Source organism: Chromohalobacter moromii (assembly GCF_023091865.1).
Taxonomy (GTDB): domain Bacteria; phylum Pseudomonadota; class Gammaproteobacteria; order Pseudomonadales; family Halomonadaceae; genus Chromohalobacter; species Chromohalobacter moromii.
In genome coordinates this window covers 37,419-56,231 of sequence record NZ_JAHXDI010000002.1, presented here as the reverse complement: position 1 = coordinate 56,231, position 18,813 = coordinate 37,419, and the positions used below count along the sequence as shown (strand labels likewise).

The window sequence follows — 18,813 nt, the reverse complement described above, 5'->3', positions numbered from 1 at the left end:
GAGAAGTCCATGAGCCTCGAACTCTTCAACCAGCTCGAGCAGAAGGTGCAGAACGCTGTCGAGACCATCGAGATGCTGAAAATGGAGGCGGAAGAGCTGCGCGAGGAGAACACGCGCCTCAAGCAGGAGCGTGATGAATGGGAGCGCCGTCTTAACGGACTGTTAGGCAAGTTCCAGGATATCGAAGACGACACCAGCGACAACGCGCAAAGCCAGTAACCCAGAACCAATACTCAAGACGGGAAGCGCCGTCAGTCGACCGCTCGCGCTTGGAGCGACACCGACATCAGGACCGCCGCTTCCCGTTCGCTGCCTCTCGCCTCTACGGGAGGATAGTAACCACGCCGACGCCCATCTTCGCTGAAACCGTATCGACGGTACAGCGCCAGGGCGGGCGCGTTGCTTTCGCGCACTTCCAGCAGTAAGCGCTCGGCACCGCCTTGTCGGGAGCGCGTCACGAGATGTGCGAGCAACATGCCTGCTACGCCCTGACGACGCGCATGTGGCACCACGGTGATCGCTTGCAGCTCGGCTTCGAAGGGCAACCAGGCAAGCACCGCATACCCTAGTAGGGCCGCATCACGCCACGCCCCCCAGACTTCCAGGGTGTCGTCGGCGAGTGCCTGCGCGAGGGTCGCTCGCCTCCAGGGGTGTACCTGCCCCGCTTCCTCGAGCGCCGCCACGGATTCCAGATGCGCCACAGCGAGACGCTCAAGATGCATCGTCATGTCCGGCCCAGGCGTCGCGCCATGACGCAAGCTGCGGCCACAAAGCGCGCTTGGCAGCGGCGGACGACTTAAGCTCCGACAACGACGGCAGCGTCCAGCATGGCAAGCTTAAGGTCTCGCTGCGTGCTTCCTCGAGAGCCAGTACCGCGTCCAGGGTCGTATTCTGGCCGAACACCAACAGCCGCTCGGGACGCCAGCCGCGCCGCGCCTGGCCAGCGAGATAGGCACGCAAGCCATCGCGCGCCTCGTCCAGGGGCGCTGTCGCCGGTGCGTTATCGACGAGCGGCCATTGAAAGCTGCGGAACTCGAGCGCCACATCCACGGCAATGCCGGCCGCGCGCAGCAGGTTGCCAAGCAGTTCATGCGCCACTCGATCGGGTGCGCTAGCCTCGGGCACCAGCAGCAACCAGCGCCCCTCCAAGGCCGCGACTTGCAGGTCGTAGCGCAGCGCCGTGTGCGCCTCGGTCTCGCCGACATCCGTGGTCGGCGTCGCTGGTTCGGCTTCGGTGGCAGGCTCCGGTGCCGAAGACGACGACGCGGGCGGCGCATCACCCAGCAACAATGCCCGTGCAGATGCATTCACGACCGGCTTGTCGGTATCTCGCGACGGCGTTGCTCCCGAAGACGCCTCGCCCGAAGAGGGCGTCGACGGTACCTTCGCCGCATCGTCGAGCAGCGCTTGCAAACGCGCACCGTGGCTCGTCGGCGCTTCGACCGGTGCCGCTTCCCATTCGCACGCAGGCGTAGGCAGCGCATTGGGCAGCCGATAACGGCTGGTCCAAGCGCCAAGCCCCATAGCCTCGAGATATTGCAACCGCTGGACGTCGCCTACCATGTCAGCCTGCGCCGCCGCCTCGACAATTGGGAGAATCTGGACGCGTCGCGGCACGCTGGTGCCATTCCTCGGGCGTATAGAGGTGCAAAGCCAAGGCGTGCACCGGACCGGAAAGCTCGTCGGCGAGCAACGCGTAGACCTGCTGATGGCGCTTGACCGGCATCAGGCCCGCGAAGCGCTCGGCGACCAACGTCACCTTGAAGTGCGTTTCGGAGTCCGGCGGCACATTGTGCATGTGGCTTTCGTTCTCGACCGCCGCATGCTCGGGGTCGAGTGACTGCAGCTTCTCTTCGATACGTGCCTGAACACTCATGACACCTTCCTCCTCTGTCGGATACGCGTCATTGTAACGTTTCCCGCGGTGGGGAATAAGCATCGCTCACGCCTTGGCGCGCGCCAGCGGAATCCGCCACACACTGAGTGCCAATGCCACCACCACACTGGCACAGCCCAGCCACAGCGCATACGACAGCGAGCCCCAGGAAAGTGCCAGCATCAATCCCACGGAGGCGGTCCCCAAGGCTTGGCCGAAGGTCCGTACCGAGGCCAGCACGCCCGAGGCATTGGCGCTGTAGGTCAACGCCACGCTGCCGATCATCTCGCGATTGTTAGGCGCCTGGAAAAGCCCATAGCCAACCCCGCATAACACTGCCCGCCAAGCAATCGACACGGCGCCAGACTCGGCCGTCAGCGTTACCAGGCTCAGCATCCCGAGTAGGAAGATCGCCAGGCCGAGCGACGAGATCAATGTCGGATTGAAGCGGTCGGCGAGCCGCCCCGAGAGCGGCCCTATCAGCATCAGCGCTAGTGGCCAGGGGGTGAATAGCAAGGCCGCCTCGAGCGGCGTCGCGCCCATCACCGTCTGAAACATGAACGGCAGCCCTACGAAGGTGATTCCCTGGGCAACGAAGGCCATCAACGAGATCATCGCGGCGATGCTAAAGCGCGTGGCACGAAACATGGGCAACGGCACCAAGGGCGCATTCGCGCTTCGTTGGCGCCACACGAACAGCACCAGGCACAGCACGCTGAGCAGCAACGGCAACCAGGCACTCGTACCGCGCGCACCGTGGCCGATATGATCGAGCGAAAACACGAAACCGCTGAGCATCGAGGCCGAGAGTAGTGCCCCTAGCCAATCGAATCCCCGGGACTCGATCGTCTCGCTGGGTAGCGCGCGAATCCCCAGGATCAAGGCAAGCAGCCCCAGCGGCACGTTGATCGCGAACAGCCACGGCCAACTCGCGAAATGCAGGATGATGCCGCCCAGCGATGGGCCGAAGGCGATGCCGAAGGCCACCACCAAGGCACCCATACCGATTGCCGAGCCCAACAGCCGCGAGGGAAAGATCAAGCGATACATGGATGGGCCAATGCTCAACATCGCCGCGGCGCCGATGCCTTGCAACATGCGCGATGCTACCAGCCATTCGAAACTGCGCGACAACGCACAACATAGCGAGGCCAACACGAACAACGCCAGGCCGCCCAAGTACAGGCGTCGCCGCCCAATAAGCCGACTCAAGGCAGCAAATCCCAGCAACAGGGCCGCGCATACCAGCTGATAGACGTTAGTGACCCACACCGCGCGCGACTCGCTCACCGTCAACTCTTGCGCCAGAGTGGGCAACGAGATATTGACGATGCCGTTATCAAGCACCGACATCAACGTTCCCAACACCATCACCAGCATCGCCAAGCGGCGCTGGGGGCCGGGTAGCCCTTCGTCGCCGGGACGTGTCACGAAAAGACGCCGCATCAGCACGTCAACATACCCTTGACCTTCACCGACGCTCTCATCCCGCGACACACCGGCGGCTCAATAGCCGCCGCGCACCGGTTCTCTACACTACTCACCGAACGCGTCAATCCTCGTCGGTTTCAAGCAGCAGGCTATCGTCGATCTCGGAAATCTCGAGCGGCACTTCATCATCGAGATCCAGCGCCAGATAGCTGTGTTCGACGACGAGGAACTGCTCGAAAAGCGCCCAGTCGAGCGGTTCCGGCCACTGGCGCGCGTCTTCTTCCCAAGCGCTCAGCTCGTTCTCGAGCAGATCGAGGTGGCGCTCGCGCACGTAGGCGGCCAACACCTCCGGCGAGTCCATTTCCGGGATCAGATAGACGGTGCTTTCACGCTCGACATCGTCGAGGGTCAAATCGTCCTCACCGACGGTGGGCTCCAGCGAGTTGATCCAGTCAACGAACGCCTGGGTCGGCTTGACGCTCAGCGCGGAGCGATTGAGCAGCTTCATCGGTGTTACCTCTTTTGGGAACCGCTCGGGATCGGCGGAATTCGAACCGCAGCCATTATGGGCGCTCACCGCGCCCCTGACCAATAACGTCTAGCGAAAACAATTCACAGGATGGCAGACGCTCAACGTAGGTGAATGAGATCGAGACAATCTGCGAGCCTGTTCAAGCGCAAGGCGCACGGCACACAGGCGCCCGAGCCTATGGGGTATAGGTGAGGCGCGCCGAGTACCGCGCAACGCCGCGATTGGACGGCGCAGCTATTGTATTCGGCGTTATTCCGGGCGCATCGCCGGGAACAACAACACATCGCGAATCGACGGGCTATCGGTCAGCAACATGACCAGGCGGTCGATACCGATGCCCTCACCCGCCGTCGGCGGCAGGCCGTATTCCAGCGCGCGGACGTAATCGGCATCGTAATACATCGCCTCTAGATCGCCGGCGTCCTTTTCGGCCGCCTGCTCAGCAAAGCGCTCGGCCTGGTCCTCGGCATCGTTGAGCTCGGAGAAGCCGTTGGCGATCTCGCGGCCGCCGACGAAGAACTCGAAGCGATCGGTGACGTGCGGATTGGTATCGTTGCGCCGCGCCAGCGGGCTGACTTCAGCCGGATATTCGGTAATGAACGTCGGACGATCGAGCTTGTCTTCCGCAACAGCCTCGAAGATCTCGGTCTGCAGCTTGCCCAAGCCCCAGTTCGGCTTGACGGGAACTCTCAAACGCTCGCAGGTCGCCTGAGCGCCGTCAAAGGTATCGATATCGCCTTCGCCGATGCCCTCGCCGTATTCCAGAATCGACTGGCGCAGGGTAAGCCGCTGGAAAGGCTCGCCGAGTTCATAGTTCGTGCCTTGATACTCAACCGTGGTCGTGCCCAGCACGTCGTGGGCGACGTCGCGAATCATCGCCTCGGTCAGGTCGAGCAGGTCACGGTAATCGGCATAGGCCCAGTAGAACTCGAGCATGGTGAACTCGGGGTTATGACGCGTCGACAACCCCTCGTTACGGAAGTTGCGGTTGATCTCGAATACCCGCTCGAAGCCGCCTACCACCAGCCGCTTCAGATACAACTCCGGCGCAACGCGCAGGTACATGTCGATATCCAGCGCATTGTGATGCGTGACGAACGGCCGTGCCGTGGCGCCGCCGGGAATCTGCTGCAGCATCGGCGTTTCGACTTCCATGAAGCCGCGATCGACCAAAAAGCGCCGAATGCCGCTGATCACCCGCGAGCGCACCTCGAAGACACGCCGCGACTCGGGGTTCATGATCAGGTCGACGTAGCGCTGGCGATAGCGCGCTTCGGTGTCGGTCAAGCCATGAAACTTATCAGGCAGGGGCCGCAGGCTCTTGGTCAGCAAGCGCGCCTCGCCCATCATCACGTAAAGATCGCCCTTGCCGGACTTGTGCACCGGTCCGCGCGCCGCGACGATATCGCCGATGTCCCAGCTTTTGACGTCCTCCAGCACCTCGGCGGGCAGGCCTTTCTTGTCGACATAAAGCTGAATCTGGTCGGAAACGTCCTGGATGACGATGAACGGCCCGCGCTGGCGCATGATGCGCCCGGCAACCGACGCCTGACGGTCGAGCGTTTCCAGCTCGGCCTTGTCCTTGTCGCCCAGCTCGGCCTGCAGTTCAGCCGCGAGACTGTCACGGCGAAAGTCGCTAGGAAAGGCGCTACCGCCCTCTTCTGCGGCTTGGGCGCGACGTGCCGCCAACTTGGCGCGGCGTTCCGCGATCAGGTGATTCTCGTCGTGCTGAGGGGAGTCTTGGTTGGCCATATCGTTACCTGTGAAGAATAAAAGAAAGCTGGAAGCTAGAAGCTAGAAGCCAAGATCAAACCACCACTCCACAACCACTCCACGGCTTTTGAAGTTTGACTTGTGATCTTTCTTCCCTCTTACAGCTTCCAGGCACGAAGTGCCGCTCTTCAGGCTTTCTTAAAGCCCTTGTTTCAGGCTCGCCTCGATGAACTGATCCAGATCGCCGTCGAGCACTTTCTCGCAGTTGCTGGACTGCACGCCGGTGCGCAAATCCTTGATACGCTGGTCATCGAGCACATAGGAGCGGATCTGGCTGCCCCAGCCGATATCCGACTTGTTGTCCTCGGCTTCCTGTTTGGCGGCATTACGCTTGTCCATTTCCAGCTCCCACAACTTCGCCCTGAGCTGCTTCATGGCGAAGTCACGGTTGGCATGCTGGCTGCGCTGGCCTTGACATGCCACCACGATCCCCGTGGGTTCGTGGGTGATACGCACCGCCGAGTCGGTGGTGTTGACGTGCTGGCCGCCGGCACCGCTGGAACGATAGGTATCGACGCGCAGATCGGACGGGTTGACCTCGATCTCGAAGTTGTCGTCGATTTCCGGCGATAGAAACACCGAGGCAAACGAGGTATGCCGACGCCCACCCGAGTCGAACGGGCTCTTGCGCACCAAGCGATGCACGCCGGTCTCGGTGCGTAGCCAACCGAAGGCGTAATCGCCTTGAATGTGCAAGGTCGCGGACTTGATACCCGCCACATCGCCGCTGGACAACTCGATAATATCGGTCTTGAAGCCGTGATGTTCGCACCAGCGCAAGTACATACGCAGCAGTATATTGGCCCAGTCCTGGGCCTCGGTGCCGCCGGAGCCGGCCTGGATATCGAGATAGGCGTTATTGGTGTCCATCTCGCCGGAAAACATACGCCGGAACTCGAGCTTGGCGAGCTGGGACTCGAGCTTGTCGAGTTCGCTTCGCACTTCGTCGATGGTGGCGTCGTCTTCTTCCATCACCGCCAGCTCAAGCAATTCCTGATGGTCTGTCAGGCCTTGATCCAACGCATCGAAAGTCTCGACGACGGCCTCCAGAGTAGCGCGCTCCTTACCTAGCTTCTGCGCGTAGTCCGGATCGCTCCACACATCCGGGTTTTCCAGCTCGCGGGTAACTTCCTCTAGCCGTTCTTTCTTTGCGGCATAGTCAAAGATACCCCCTCAGGACGTCTGTCCGTTCGGACAGGTCCTTGAGGAGGTGGTTGATCGGGTTGATCTCTTGCATGGGAATCCTTTTCAGGCGCGCTGATTCGCACCGCAACGGCGCACTCGCCGGTACACGGTGAAGAAAAGAGACACATTGTAGCCAATGCACCCGCGAGCGGCTATCCCATGCCGCGTTTCGCGGCATTAATAAGCGCTCTATCGAATATATGAAAAAGCATATACGAAATTTGCAATGGACACGTTTTGCCAGGTGGAGAGATGGTAATCCCATGATGTGGCGCCTTTCGCGGCACCCGGCACAACAACAAGCGGAATAGACAACATGCTTCGACACTCGCATACCCTACTCGGCGCCATGGCGCTGTCTTCCCTGGCCCTGGCGGCGCCAGCGCAGGCCGACACCCTCAACATCGGCGTGATGGGCGAACTAGCGTCCTTCGATACTTCGCAGGTCTCCGGCGGCGTCTGGGAATCCCAAGTCCTGATGGATGTCTACGAAGGGCTGGTCAAGAAAAATCCCGAGGGCGAGGCCATCCCCGGCATGGCTACCGACTGGGACATTTCCGAGGACGGCCAGACCTACACCTTTCATCTGCGCGACGACGCCAAATGGTCCGACGGTGAGCCGGTCACCGCAGAGGATTTCGTCTTCGGCTGGCAACACCTTCTCGATCCGGCCAGCGCCTCGAAATACGCGTACCTGCTCTACCCGATCCAGAACGCCGAAGCCGTCAACAGCGGCGAGAAGCCGCTCGACGCACTGGGCGTGGAATCACTCGACGACGGCAAGACGCTCAAGGTGACGCTCAACGCGCCGACGCCTTATTTTCCGCAGTTGCTGACCCACTACACCGCTTACCCGCTGCCCAAGCATGCCGTCGAGGAATATGGCAAGCAGTGGGTCAAGATGGATAATATCGTTACCAACGGCGCCTTCACGCCGACGGAATGGGTCTCGCAATCGCGAATCTCCGTCGCGAAGAATCCCGAATACTACGACGCCGACGACGTCAGCCTCGATGGTGTCAACTACTTCAATACCGAGGACCGTAACGCCGGTATCTCGCGCTTTCGCGCCGGTGAGCTGGATGTGCTGCGCGAGTATCCGTCGAGCCGTTACCAGTGGCTCAAGGACAATCTCCCCGAGGCCACTCACCTGAGCCCGATGCTGGGCTCCTACTACTACGTGCTCAACACCCGCGACGGCCGCCCGACTGCCGACAAGCGCGTCCGCAAAGCCCTGAACCTGGTCGCACGTCGCAAGGTACTCTCCGAGCAGATCATGGCCGGCAGTTTCAAGGACGCCTATTCGCTAGTCCCCCCGGGCACCAGCCACTACGACGTCCAGCACATGGACGGCGTCGAGGGTGACTACGCCAAACGCCTGGCCAAAGCCAAGCAACTAATCAAGGAGGCCGGCTACGGCCCCGACCATCCGCTGCAACTGAAGCTGCGCTACAACACATCCGACGAGCACAAGAAGATCGCTATCGCCATGGCGGCTATGTGGAAGCCGCTGGGGGTCGAGGTCGAAATGACCAACGCCGAAGCCACCGTGCATTACCAGACCATTCAAGAAGGCGACTTCGATGTGGCCCGCGCCGGCTGGATAGCCGACTACAACGATGCCGAAAACTTCCTGACGCTGCTGCGCGGCGGTGTCGGCAACAACTACGGCGACTACGACAACGCCGAGTACGACACGCTGCTCGACCAGGCTGCCAGCACTCAAGACCTCGACAAACGCGAAGCGCTTCTCGAAAAGGCCGAGAACACCGCCCTCGATGACTACGCCCTGGTGCCGTTGCTCTACTACGTGACGCGCAACCTGGTCAATCCCGAGATCACTGGTTGGCAGGACAATGCCGAGGATGACCACCCCTCACGCTGGGTGAAATTTCACGACGGCGACTGAGCACTGTATGTCGAAACTGCCGCACTCGGGCCCCTTCCATGGTTTGAGTGCGGCACTGCCTGATATCGATGAAGACGGCTTTCCAACACAGTGATCTGCCATGTTGAGTTATACCCTGAAGCGCCTGCTCACCGCGATTCCCACCCTGCTGATCGTGATCACGATCTCGTTTTTCCTGATGCGCGTCGCGCCAGGCGGGCCGTTCGACGGCGAGCGCCAATTGCCTCCAGAAATCGAGGCCAACCTCAAGGCGGCCTATCACCTGGATGAGCCCCTGCCCCAGCAATATCTGCGCTATATGGGCAACCTGCTGCAGGGCGATTTCGGGCCATCGTTCAAGTACAAGGATTTCTCGGTCACCGAGCTGATCGCCCAGGGCTTTCCGGTCAGTCTCGAGATCGGCGGCCTGGCAATTCTGCTCGCACTTTTGATCGGACTCCCGCTGGGCATCATTGCCGCCCTACGACGCAACACGATGATCGATTACACAGTCATGGGGACGGCACTGGCGGGTATCGCAGTGCCCAACTTCGTGATCGCACCGATCCTGGCGCTGGTCTTCGGCGTGCTGCTCGCCTGGCTCCCGGCCGGTGGCTGGAATGGCGGTGCCCTACCCAATCTGGTGTTGCCGGTGATCGCGCTGTCGATTCAGCAGATCGCCTATATCGCACGCATGATGCGCGCCAGCATGATCGAGGTGCTGGGCAGCCATTACATTCGCACCGCGCGAGCCAAGGGGCTCTCCGAGCGCCAGGTGATCTGGCGCCACGCCATTCGCCCCGCCCTGCTGCCGGTGACCTCCTACCTGGGGCCGGCGATCGCAGGCATCATCACCGGCTCGGTGGTGATCGAACAGATCTTCGGCATTCCCGGCATTGGCCGCTACTTCGTGCAGGCCGCCCTCAACCGCGACTACACCCTGGTGATGGGCACGGTGGTGTTCTACGGGGCACTGATCGTGCTGATGAACCTGCTCGTCGACCTGCTCTATTCCGCGCTCGATCCGCAAATCCGTTACGACGACTGACCGGACCTCATGCCATGACCACCGATACGCTTTCCGATAACCGTCTTTCCCTGTCAGACGCCACGGCCGGCGAGAGCCTCGGCCGCGATGCTTGGCGACGCCTCAAGCAGAACAGGGCGGCGATGGTCAGCCTGGTGCTACTGGTCATGATCGCTGTCACCTGCCTAATCGGCCCCTACCTGCTTCCATGGGGACTGGCCGACGTCGACTGGAACGCCTTCAGCGCCGCGCCGAGCCTCGAGAGTGGCCACTTCTTGGGTACCGATGCCAACGGTCGCGACCTCTTGACCCGCACTCTCTATGGCGGCCGCGTGTCACTTTCGGTGGCCTTGGTGGCCACCTTCGTCAGCCTGGTGATCGGGGTGCTCTACGGGGCCATCTCCGGCTATGTCGGCGGGCGACTGGACAGCCTCATGATGCGCTTCGTCGACATCATGTACTCGCTGCCGTTCATGTTCCTGGTCATCCTTTTGATGGTGGTCTTCGGGCGCAATATCTTCCTGATCTACGCTGCCATCGGCGCGGTCGAGTGGCTCGACATGGCACGCATCGTGCGCGGCCAGACGCTGGCGCTCAAGCAGCGCGAATTCATCGAAGCCGCCCACGCATTGGGGGTACGCGATCGCAAGATCGTCACCCGCCACCTGATCCCCAACGCCATCGGTCCGGTGATCATCTACGTCACACTCACCGTCCCCAAGGTCATCCTGCTGGAGAGCTTTTTGTCGTTTCTCGGTCTTGGCGTGCAAGAGCCGCTGACCAGTTGGGGCGTATTGATCTCCGAAGGCACCGACATGATGCAAAGCGCGCCGTGGCTGCTGCTCGTGCCATCGCTATTCCTCGCGGTGACGCTGTTCTGTCTCAACTTCCTGGGCGATGGGCTGAGAGACGCCCTGGACCCGAAAACACGCTGAGGTGACCGTGGCTGATAACCTGCTTGAAATCGACAACTTGAGCGTCGACTTCCAACTGCCCAACGGTACCGTCTCGGCCGTCAAGGAAGTGAGCTTTTCCATCCAGCCCGGCGAGACGCTGGCACTGGTCGGCGAGTCGGGCTCCGGCAAGTCGGTATCATCGACCGCCGCGATGCGGCTCTTGCCTGAGTTGGCTCAAACGTCTGGCGCCATCCGCTTCAAGGGCGAGGATCTCTTGAGCGTCACGCCCAAACGCATGCGCCGTATCCGCGGCAACGCCATCTCGATGATCTTCCAGGAGCCGATGACCTCGCTCAATCCCTTGCAACGCATCGGGGCACAGATCGCCGAGGTGCTGGAAAAGCACCTCGGTCTCAATAGACGTCAAGCGCGCCCCAAGGTCATCGAATTGCTCGAGCAGGTGGGTATCCCCGAGCCTTCCCGGCGCATCGACAGTTACCCCTACGAGCTCTCCGGCGGCCAACGCCAGCGCGTGATGATCGCCATGGCGCTGGCCTGCGAGCCTGAGCTTTTGATCGCCGACGAGCCCACCACTGCGCTCGACGTCACCGTCCAGGCGCAGATTCTGGCGCTACTCAAGGATCTTCAGGCGCGCTACGGCATGGCGATCCTGTTCATCACCCACGACCTGGGAATCGTGCGCCACTTCGCCGACCGGGTGTGCGTAATGCGCCACGGTGAGCTCGTCGAAACGGGCACCACCGGCGAAGTGTTCGGTAACCCGCGACACGATTACACACGCATGCTGATCGATGCCGACCCGCGTGGCCGCAAGGCACCGGTCGACATGACGATGCCCATGCTGCTGGAGGCGAGAGACGTGCGCGTACGCTTCGCGCTCAAGAAGCGTCTATTCCGTGCCAGCGAGTACTTCGAGGCGGTACGCGGCATCGACCTGAGCATTCGCCGCGGCCAGACCGTGGGCATCGTCGGTGAGTCCGGCTCGGGCAAGTCGACGCTGGGCCGAGCGCTGTTGCGACTGCTCAAGAGTCGCGGCGAGATTCGCTTCGACGGCCACAATATCGCCACGCTCGATACTGGCAGCATGCGTCCCCTGCGCTCGCGCATGCAGGTGGTCTTCCAGGACCCCTTCGGTTCGCTGTCGCCGCGCATGACCGTCGGCGAAGTCATCAGCGAGGGGCTGCGCGTGCATCACCCAGAATTCAACCGCCGCCAGCGCGAGGCGCAGGTGATCGAGGCGCTCAAGGAGGTCGCGCTCGATCCAGCGATGCGTAACCGCTACCCACATGAATTCTCCGGTGGTCAGCGCCAGCGCATTGCCATCGCCCGGGCGCTGGTACTCAAGCCGGAATTTCTGCTGCTCGACGAACCCACCTCGGCGCTCGACCGCTCGGTGCAGGTCACGGTAATCGACCTGCTGCGCGACCTGCAGCAAAAGCATGACCTGACCTATCTGTTCATCAGTCACGATCTCGCGGTTGTGCGTGCGCTGGCCGATACCGTACTGGTGATGAAAGAGGGTGAAGTCGTCGAACAGGGCAATACCGAGGAGATCTTCGCCAATCCGCGCGAACGCTATACCCAGGAACTGATGAGGGCCGCCTTCGTCGAAGATGCCGCTTGACCCTGACCTCCCCCATCTTCGTCTAGTCCGCTGCAAGCGTCAGTATTTGCAGCGGCAAGGAATGGGCCTGCCTTAACACATGCTAAATACACGCTCTCAGCAGAGGCGTAGCCTCAGCGTGTTCGCCTAGCAAATCTGGCGAGCTACAAAGACATACACGGCTGTGTTTGTCGGTGCCAGCCTCTCCGACTACGTTTACACGGGGGATGGCAGCAATACCGTTCCCAGCAGACTAATGGAGGAGTTTGCGATGAAAGAGACTCAAGATCTATTCCCGACGCGCCTGGAACGCAAACTGGGGATGTTCGAGCGCATCGACCCGGTGGTGCATAGCGAGGGCGAGCAACGCAAAGGGCCGCTCAGCGAAGCCGAGCTCGACGAGTTCGAACGCAAAGGCTTTCTCTCCTTCGAAGGATTCTTCGATGAAGACGAGATGGCCGCGTTCCTCGAGGAGTTGGGCGACTACGAGAATGACGATGACCTCAAGCTCTCGGAAGGTACTATCCTCGAGCCCAGCAAACAGGAAATTCGTTCGATCTTCGGTATCCATGAGGTATCCGAGCGTTTCAGCCGCCTGACTCGCGACCCACGCCTACTGGCGATGGTCCAGCAGATCCTCGGTGGCGATGCCTATATTCATCAGTCGCGGATCAACTATAAGCCCGGGTTCAAGGGCAAAGGCTTCGACTGGCACTCCGACTTCGAGACCTGGCACAGCGAAGACGGCATGCCACGCATGCGCTCGGTGAGCTGTTCGATCATTCTCACCGAAAACGGTGAATTCAATGGCCCACTGATGCTCGTGCCCGGCTCGCACAATTACTTCGTTCCCTGCGTGGGCCGCACGCCGGAGAACAACTATAAAGAGTCGCTGAAGAGTCAGGAAATCGGCGTACCGGATGACGCCAGCCTGCGCGATCTGATGATCCAAGGCGATATCGAGGCGCCCAAAGGGCCTGTCGGCTCGCTGGTGATGTTCGAGTGCAATACCCTGCATGGTTCGAACATCAACATGTCGTGCTGGCCACGCAGTAACCTGTTCTTCGTCTACAACAGTGTCGAGAACACGCTACACGATCCGTACTGCGGCAACCGGCCTCGGCCCGAGTTCCTGGCCAACCGCAAGGACTGGAGCCCCCTGAAACCTGCCAAATAAGGCATCGTCAGGAAAATTGCGAAAACGACGAACCCCGGCAAATCGCCGGGGTTCGTCGTTATTCATACTGGTTGAAGTCCTAGGTTCAGAAACGATAATCCATCGACAGCGCAAAGACGTTGGCGTCGACTTCATAGGTTCCGGAAAGGTTGCCACGGCTGGCATTCTCGGGCTTGGCGCCGGATTGGTCGATGTCGCCATCGTCGCCGAAGACGTGCATGTAGCCCGCCGTCACGCCAAGGCTCGAGGTCGGCATCCAGGTTGCCCCGAGCGTCGCCCAGCGGCGATCGGCATCGGGTACACGCGGCGTGCGGTGCTCGCTGTCCGGCACCGGTGATTCGTCGACCCCCAGACCGGCGCGCAGCAACCACTGCCGGTTGAGCTGATAGTTAGCCCCCACCGAGAAGGCCCAGGTATCGTCCCAGTTTTCAGTCGTGGTGCTTGTGTAAGGTGGGCCATTCTCGAACTCGACGGTCAGTTCCTTGAAACTACTCCATTCCGTCCATTCGGCGTTGGCCATCAGGGCGAGCCGATCAGTCAATTGGTGATAAATCCCCAGGTTGAGGTTGGCCGGCGTGGTAATATCCGCCTTGCCACCGCCGTCCTGCAGACCCGAGCCTGCCAGCACCTGCTGGCCGACTGGATCGTCGGCGCTGTAGTCAACGTCACCATCTAGCGTCAGCTCGACCTCCGAGCGGTAGCTGATGCCCAGACGGGTGCGCTCGGTGGCCTGGAACAGCGCCCCCAAGGTGTAGCCATAGCCCCAATCATCACCGGTCACCTCGGCCATGCCGTCGTAACGGCCGATAGCCGAAGGCGGCAATTGTCTGGCCTGCGCACCTAACGCGCCCAAGTCGATGGCATTGGAGAGCGTGGCATCGGCATACTGAGCACGTAGCCCCACGGCGAGGTTGAGGCGGTCGGTGGCACGATAGTTCAGCGTCGGCTGGATATCGATGGTCTCGAGTTCGGTTTCGACGGCGTGATAGCGTCCGATCCAGTCCTCGTCGTACTTGGTGGACAGGCCATACGGCGCGGAGATCGCCAACCCCAGATCGAAGCGTTCACTCAGGCGCGTCTTGAAGGCGAAACTGGGCACCCAGGCCTTCTCGCCCCCTTCGTTATCGCCACTTCCCGTATAATCGTCCCCGCGGGCGGAGCTCGCCGAGGCGTCGGTCAATTCGAAGTTGGCATCGACATAGGAAATGCCACCGGCGACTTGCGTACCCTCAACGTTACCGATGGCCGCCGGGTTAAAGGTCATGTAGCTGACATCCTCGGCACCGGCCGCCGCACCTGCCATGGCGTTACCCAATGCCTTGGCGCTCTGTTCACGAACCTGAAAGCCCGACGCGGCGGCTTGGCCGGTCGCCATCACGGCGGATGCCAGAGTCACTGCGAGTGTGAGCTTGTTGATCTTGTTATGCATGAAAACGTCCTCTTCTGCGGAGACGTGGAGGCGAAAATTGTCTTAGGTTTTTTTACCCTTGCCCGAATAATGGCGTGCCTCTTCGTTTTGGCCGATGGGCGTTTTCAAGTCAAGAGCAAACGTTTGTTTTAATCTAAGAAACGCTCATTCTTTAGTCTTATAAGCAGTCCCTCATCTGATCTATTTCAGGGCATGAGGAATACTTCTTCAAGAATTTCAGCTTTTTATCGTAGGTCAGTGAAAATAGGCTAGGATCGACTTGACCTTTGTGTAACACACAGGTTTTAGACTTTTCTCACCATTCAGGAGAGTGCCATGAAAGTCAGCGATCTGGCCCGCACCGCTGGCGTTACCGGCGAAACGGTACGCCATTACACACGCGAGGGATTACTGCATCCGCAACGCGATCCCGACAACGGCTATCAACTCTATGATGCCGACGACCTCAATCGACTGCGTTTCATACAACGCGCTCGCACGCTGGGGTTCAGTCTTCGTGAGGTGCGCGAGATTCTCGAGCATGCCGACCATGGCGACTCTCCATGCCCCATGGTGCGCGACCTGCTGGCCGAGCGCTTGCCGGAAATTCGGTCGCGCATCCGTGAGTTGCAGGCCCTGGCGACACGCATGGAGCACGCCTTGGAGACCTGGCGCGATATGCCGGATGGCACGCCCGACGGCCACAGTTTGTGCCGGCTGATCGAGAGCCTGCCAATGGAAAGTGACGACGATTTCTCACGCCAGGCGCCATGAGCTCAGCCGAAGGAGAACGCAAGATGCGCACAACGGCTCCCCATTCTTTCACCGTGCCCGGCATGAACTGCCAGGGCTGCGTCAAACGCATGCGCGAGGCGATCCAAGCCGAAGACACGCAGGCCGAAGTCACCGGCGAGCCCGGTGAAAAGCGTCTCAGTGTCGAATCATCCCTGGACACGACACGCCTGGGCGCGTTGCTCGAGCAGGCAGGTTACCCTCCGACAACGCATGCACCGGAAACGACGACGAGTACCACTGACGACAGCGCATCAGCAGTGACTTCGACTGCCTCAAGCGGCGACCGGCACGATGCCCAAGCAACGCGCGACGGAGCGCCAGTCCGTCTATCGTTGTCCGGGATGACCTGCGCCGGCTGCGTCAACACCATTACCCAGGCCTTGAACGCCACGCCCGGGGTGCGCTCGGCCAGCGTCAACTTCGGCTCGCATACCGCCGAGGTCTTCGGCGATGCGCGCGCCCAGCAACTGATCGATGCCGTCGAAGCAGTCGGCTACGGCGCCGAACGCATCGAGGATCTCGGCCAGGCGGCACGCACCCGTGAACAAAACGAGGCTCACGAGTACCGCCAACGGCTCCGCGACACCGCATTAGGGCTCATCCCCGGTGTGCTGCTGATGGGTAGCATGCTGTTCCACCATCCACAGTTGAGTGGTCCGGAACGCTGGGTCTGGCTGCTGATCGGCGTGGTCACGCTGGGCATCATGGCCACGGCGGGCCGGCGCTTCTACGTCAACGCCTGGAAAACCTTCCGTCATCACCAGGCCAACATGGATACGCTGATCGCCGTCGGCACCGGCACCGCCTGGCTCTATTCGATGACGGTGGTGCTGATTCCCGAGGCGATTCCAGTCGCGGCGCGCGGGCTCTATTTCGAAGCCTCGGTGATGATCATCGGCCTGATCAGCCTCGGCAATGCCATGGAGTTGCGTGCCCGGGGACGCACATCCCGGGCGCTTAATCGTCTGCTCGACCTGCAGGCGCCCACCGCCCGGGTGATTCGCGACGGTGATGAACACGATGTCCCCCTCGAGGACGTCGCCGTCGACGAGCGGATTCGCGTGCGTCCCGGCGAACGCCTGGCCGTGGATGGCCGTGTCGAGGAAGGCGACAGCCATGTCGACGAATCGATGCTGACCGGCGAGCCGCTGCCCGCCGCCAAGCATGCCGGCGACGAAGTCAGTGCGGGGACGGTCAACGGCCGTGGCACGCTGGTCTATATCGCCACCCGTATCGGCGCCGACAGTCGCCTGGGGCGTATCGTCGAGCAAGTGGCCAGCGCCCAGAACTCGCGCCCTCCCATCGGCGCCCTGGCCGACCGAATTTCCGCCATCTTCGTGCCCAGTGTGTTGATCATCGCCGTACTCACGGCACTGGTCTGGTTCAATGTCGGCCCCGCGCCGCAGTTGGTCCACATGCTGGTCACCGCCACCACCGTACTGATCATCGCCTGCCCCTGCGCGCTGGGCCTGGCAACACCGATGTCGACCATGATCGGCGTCGGCAAGGCCGCCGAGCACGGCATCCTGGTACGCGACGGTGATGCACTGCAGACCGCCAGCAAGTTGACCACCCTGGTCGTCGACAAGACCGGCACGCTGACCGAGGGCCGCCCGCGCGTGACCACCGCTCAGTGGGCTACCGAGGATACCCACACCGCCTTGCGCTGGGTGGCAGCCCTCGAGCGTGGCTCCGAGCATCCTCTCGCCGAGGCCCTCGGCGACTATGCCGACCAACAGGGCGCCACGCAGACCGCACTTCCCGAGCTACGCGAGTTTCAAGCGTTCAGCGGGCGCGGCGTCACCGCCATGACCGACACCGGCCAGTCTCTGCGCTTGGGCAACGCCGCTCTGATGCGCGAAGGCGATGTCGAACTGAGTCAGGCCCAGAGGTGGGGCGCTGAACTTGAAGAAAAGGCGCAGACACCGCTCTACCTGGCCGCCGACGGACAGGTACTGGGCGTCTTCGGCATCAGCGATCCGTTGCGCGAGGATAGTCGCGACGCCGTCGCGCGCTTGCAGACGGACGGCATCGAGGTGGTCATGCTGACCGGCGATAACGCGCATACCGCCCGAGCCGTAGCGAAGGCGCTTGGCATCGCGCGTGTCGAGGCCGAGCTTCTACCCGAGGACAAGCGCGAAATCGTCGCCCAACTGCAACGCGACGGCCATCTCGTCGGCATGACCGGTGACGGCATCAACGACGCCCCGGCCCTGGCACAAGCCGATGTCGGCTTCGCCATCGGCCAGGGCACCGACGTGGCGATCGAATCGGCGGGTATCACGCTGATGCGCAATTCGCTCCACGGCGTGGCCGATGCCATCGAGATCAGCCGCGCCACGCTGCGCAACATCAAGCAGAACCTGTGGGGCGCCTTTGGCTATAACGGCCTGGGAATTCCCATCGCAGCCGGGGTCTTCTATCCGCTGACGGGGATGCTGCTCTCGCCCATCGTCGCCGCCGTGGCCATGTCGCTGTCCTCGGTCACCGTGGTCAGCAACGCCAACCGGTTGAGGCTGTTCAAATCCACGCCACGCAGCGCCAAGACATCCCAGGAGGAGACATGACGTTTCTCGTCAATCTGATCGGGCTAGCATTGATAGCCGGCATCGTCTGGTGGTTCTGGCTATCGCCACGTTGAGGTCATTGCCCCGTGATGGCTATGCTGGAAGGCATCGCGTCGCGGCAAACGAGGAGTGATATGCCACGCATTCAAGGCGTTCTCGAAACCGCCCTCTACGTCAACGACATGGCCCGCGCCCGGGCCTTCTTCGAGAACGTGATGATGCTGTCGGCCTTTACCGCCGATCATCGCTTCACCGCATACGAGGCCGGGCCGGGCAGCGTGGTGCTGCTGTTTCAACAAGGCAGCACCGACGAAACCGTGAACCTGCCGCATGGTATGGGCACCATACCGCCCCATGACGGCTCCGGACGCGTGCATCTGGCGCTGGCCATTGAGCGCGATGAGTTGGAAGACTGGGAAACCCAACTCGTCGCCCACGATATTCCCATCGAAGGCCGCACCCACTGGCCGAAAGGCGGTGAAAGCCTCTATTTCCGCGACCCCGACGGTCATCTGCTGGAACTGGCCACGCCCGGCGTCTGGCCGAACTACTAATCAAGCTGGAAGAGCGCCGCTGCGCGGCTGGAAGAAGGAAGAACGGCGCCCCTACTCGTTGTGTAAAGAAAGGTGTCTAC

17 protein-coding genes are annotated in these 18,813 nt (G+C 61.5%); 9 read left to right on the top strand and 8 right to left on the bottom strand.

The genetic code is table 11. From position 1 onward, the window contains the following. Positions 1-9 precede the first annotated feature (9 nt). Positions 10-219, top strand: coding sequence for a cell division protein ZapB (locus KZO83_RS06645; protein WP_246941282.1), 210 nt, complete (start codon positions 10-12; stop codon positions 217-219). 32 nt (positions 220-251) lie between these two features. On the opposite strand, the gene rimI is transcribed toward KZO83_RS06645, so the two are convergent. The 7 genes from rimI to prfB form a co-directional block, all read right to left on the bottom strand. Beyond that, positions 252-722 carry a ribosomal protein S18-alanine N-acetyltransferase gene (gene rimI, locus KZO83_RS06640; protein ID WP_247620216.1) on the bottom strand — a complete coding sequence of 157 codons (471 nt, stop codon included), beginning with the start codon at positions 720-722 and terminating at the stop codon, positions 252-254. Then, positions 712-1,617 (bottom strand): hypothetical protein, encoded by a 906-nt coding sequence (locus KZO83_RS06635; RefSeq protein ID WP_247620215.1) that lies wholly within the window; start codon positions 1,615-1,617, stop codon positions 712-714. Before KZO83_RS06635 ends, rimI begins: the two co-directional genes overlap by 11 nt. Further along, positions 1,565-1,876 (bottom strand): BolA family protein, encoded by a 312-nt coding sequence (locus tag KZO83_RS06630; RefSeq protein WP_040243100.1) that lies wholly within the window; start codon positions 1,874-1,876, stop codon positions 1,565-1,567. The genes KZO83_RS06635 and KZO83_RS06630 overlap by 53 nt, the downstream gene beginning before the upstream one ends. A gap of 66 nt (positions 1,877-1,942) precedes the next feature. Next, positions 1,943-3,322 (bottom strand): MFS transporter, encoded by a 1,380-nt coding sequence (locus KZO83_RS06625; RefSeq protein WP_247620668.1) that lies wholly within the window; start codon positions 3,320-3,322, stop codon positions 1,943-1,945. A 106-nt stretch (positions 3,323-3,428) separates the two neighbouring features. Then, positions 3,429-3,815 carry a hypothetical protein gene (locus KZO83_RS06620; protein WP_246894442.1) on the bottom strand — a complete coding sequence of 129 codons (387 nt, stop codon included), beginning with the start codon at positions 3,813-3,815 and terminating at the stop codon, positions 3,429-3,431. Between the two features lie 273 nt (positions 3,816-4,088). After that, positions 4,089-5,591 carry a lysine--tRNA ligase gene (lysS, locus tag KZO83_RS06615; RefSeq protein WP_247620214.1) on the bottom strand — a complete coding sequence of 501 codons (1,503 nt, stop codon included), beginning with the start codon at positions 5,589-5,591 and terminating at the stop codon, positions 4,089-4,091. 159 nt (positions 5,592-5,750) lie between these two features. Further along, positions 5,751-6,849 (bottom strand): peptide chain release factor 2 gene (gene prfB, locus KZO83_RS06610; RefSeq protein WP_247620213.1). Its coding sequence is split into 2 segments (ribosomal slippage): positions 5,751-6,773 and positions 6,775-6,849, totalling 1,098 coding nucleotides; the frame shifts between segments, so codons are not numbered across the junction. Between the two features lie 264 nt (positions 6,850-7,113). Between prfB and KZO83_RS06605 the strand changes: the two genes are divergently transcribed. The 5 genes from KZO83_RS06605 to thpD all read left to right on the top strand — a co-directional run bounded on the left by KZO83_RS06605 (position 7,114) and on the right by thpD (position 13,409). Further along, positions 7,114-8,706: a peptide ABC transporter substrate-binding protein gene (locus KZO83_RS06605; protein ID WP_247620212.1), complete on the top strand. Its 1,593-nt coding sequence runs from the start codon at positions 7,114-7,116 to the stop codon at positions 8,704-8,706. Positions 8,707-8,806: 100 nt separating this feature from the next. Next, positions 8,807-9,733, top strand: coding sequence for an oligopeptide ABC transporter permease OppB (gene oppB, locus KZO83_RS06600; protein WP_178999144.1), 927 nt, complete (start codon positions 8,807-8,809; stop codon positions 9,731-9,733). A 14-nt stretch (positions 9,734-9,747) separates the two neighbouring features. Next, positions 9,748-10,647, top strand: coding sequence for an ABC transporter permease subunit (locus KZO83_RS06595; RefSeq protein WP_247620211.1), 900 nt, complete (start codon positions 9,748-9,750; stop codon positions 10,645-10,647). Between the two features lie 7 nt (positions 10,648-10,654). After that, the gene (locus tag KZO83_RS06590; protein WP_247620210.1) at positions 10,655-12,253 is read left to right on the top strand and encodes an ABC transporter ATP-binding protein; all 1,599 of its coding nucleotides are present in this window, start codon (positions 10,655-10,657) and stop codon (positions 12,251-12,253) included. A gap of 250 nt (positions 12,254-12,503) precedes the next feature. Beyond that, on the top strand, positions 12,504-13,409 hold the full coding sequence (gene thpD, locus KZO83_RS06585; protein ID WP_040243105.1) for an ectoine hydroxylase: 906 nt from the start codon (positions 12,504-12,506) through the stop codon (positions 13,407-13,409). An 85-nt stretch (positions 13,410-13,494) separates the two neighbouring features. On the opposite strand, the gene KZO83_RS06580 is transcribed toward thpD, so the two are convergent. Continuing rightward, the gene (locus KZO83_RS06580; RefSeq protein WP_247620209.1) at positions 13,495-14,838 is read right to left on the bottom strand and encodes an OmpP1/FadL family transporter; all 1,344 of its coding nucleotides are present in this window, start codon (positions 14,836-14,838) and stop codon (positions 13,495-13,497) included. Positions 14,839-15,153: 315 nt separating this feature from the next. On the opposite strand from KZO83_RS06580, the gene KZO83_RS06575 reads away from it, so the two are divergent. The 3 genes from KZO83_RS06575 (at position 15,154) to KZO83_RS06565 (ending at position 18,733) form a co-directional block, all read left to right on the top strand. Continuing rightward, positions 15,154-15,591: a MerR family transcriptional regulator gene (locus KZO83_RS06575; RefSeq protein ID WP_040243108.1), complete on the top strand. Its 438-nt coding sequence runs from the start codon at positions 15,154-15,156 to the stop codon at positions 15,589-15,591. A 23-nt stretch (positions 15,592-15,614) separates the two neighbouring features. Beyond that, entirely contained in the window at positions 15,615-18,179 is a 2,565-nt protein-coding gene (locus tag KZO83_RS06570) for a heavy metal translocating P-type ATPase (protein WP_247620208.1), read from the top strand. A 134-nt stretch (positions 18,180-18,313) separates the two neighbouring features. Next, positions 18,314-18,733, top strand: a complete 420-nt coding sequence (locus KZO83_RS06565) for a VOC family protein (protein WP_247620207.1) — start codon at positions 18,314-18,316, stop codon at positions 18,731-18,733. Positions 18,734-18,813 lie beyond the last annotated feature (80 nt).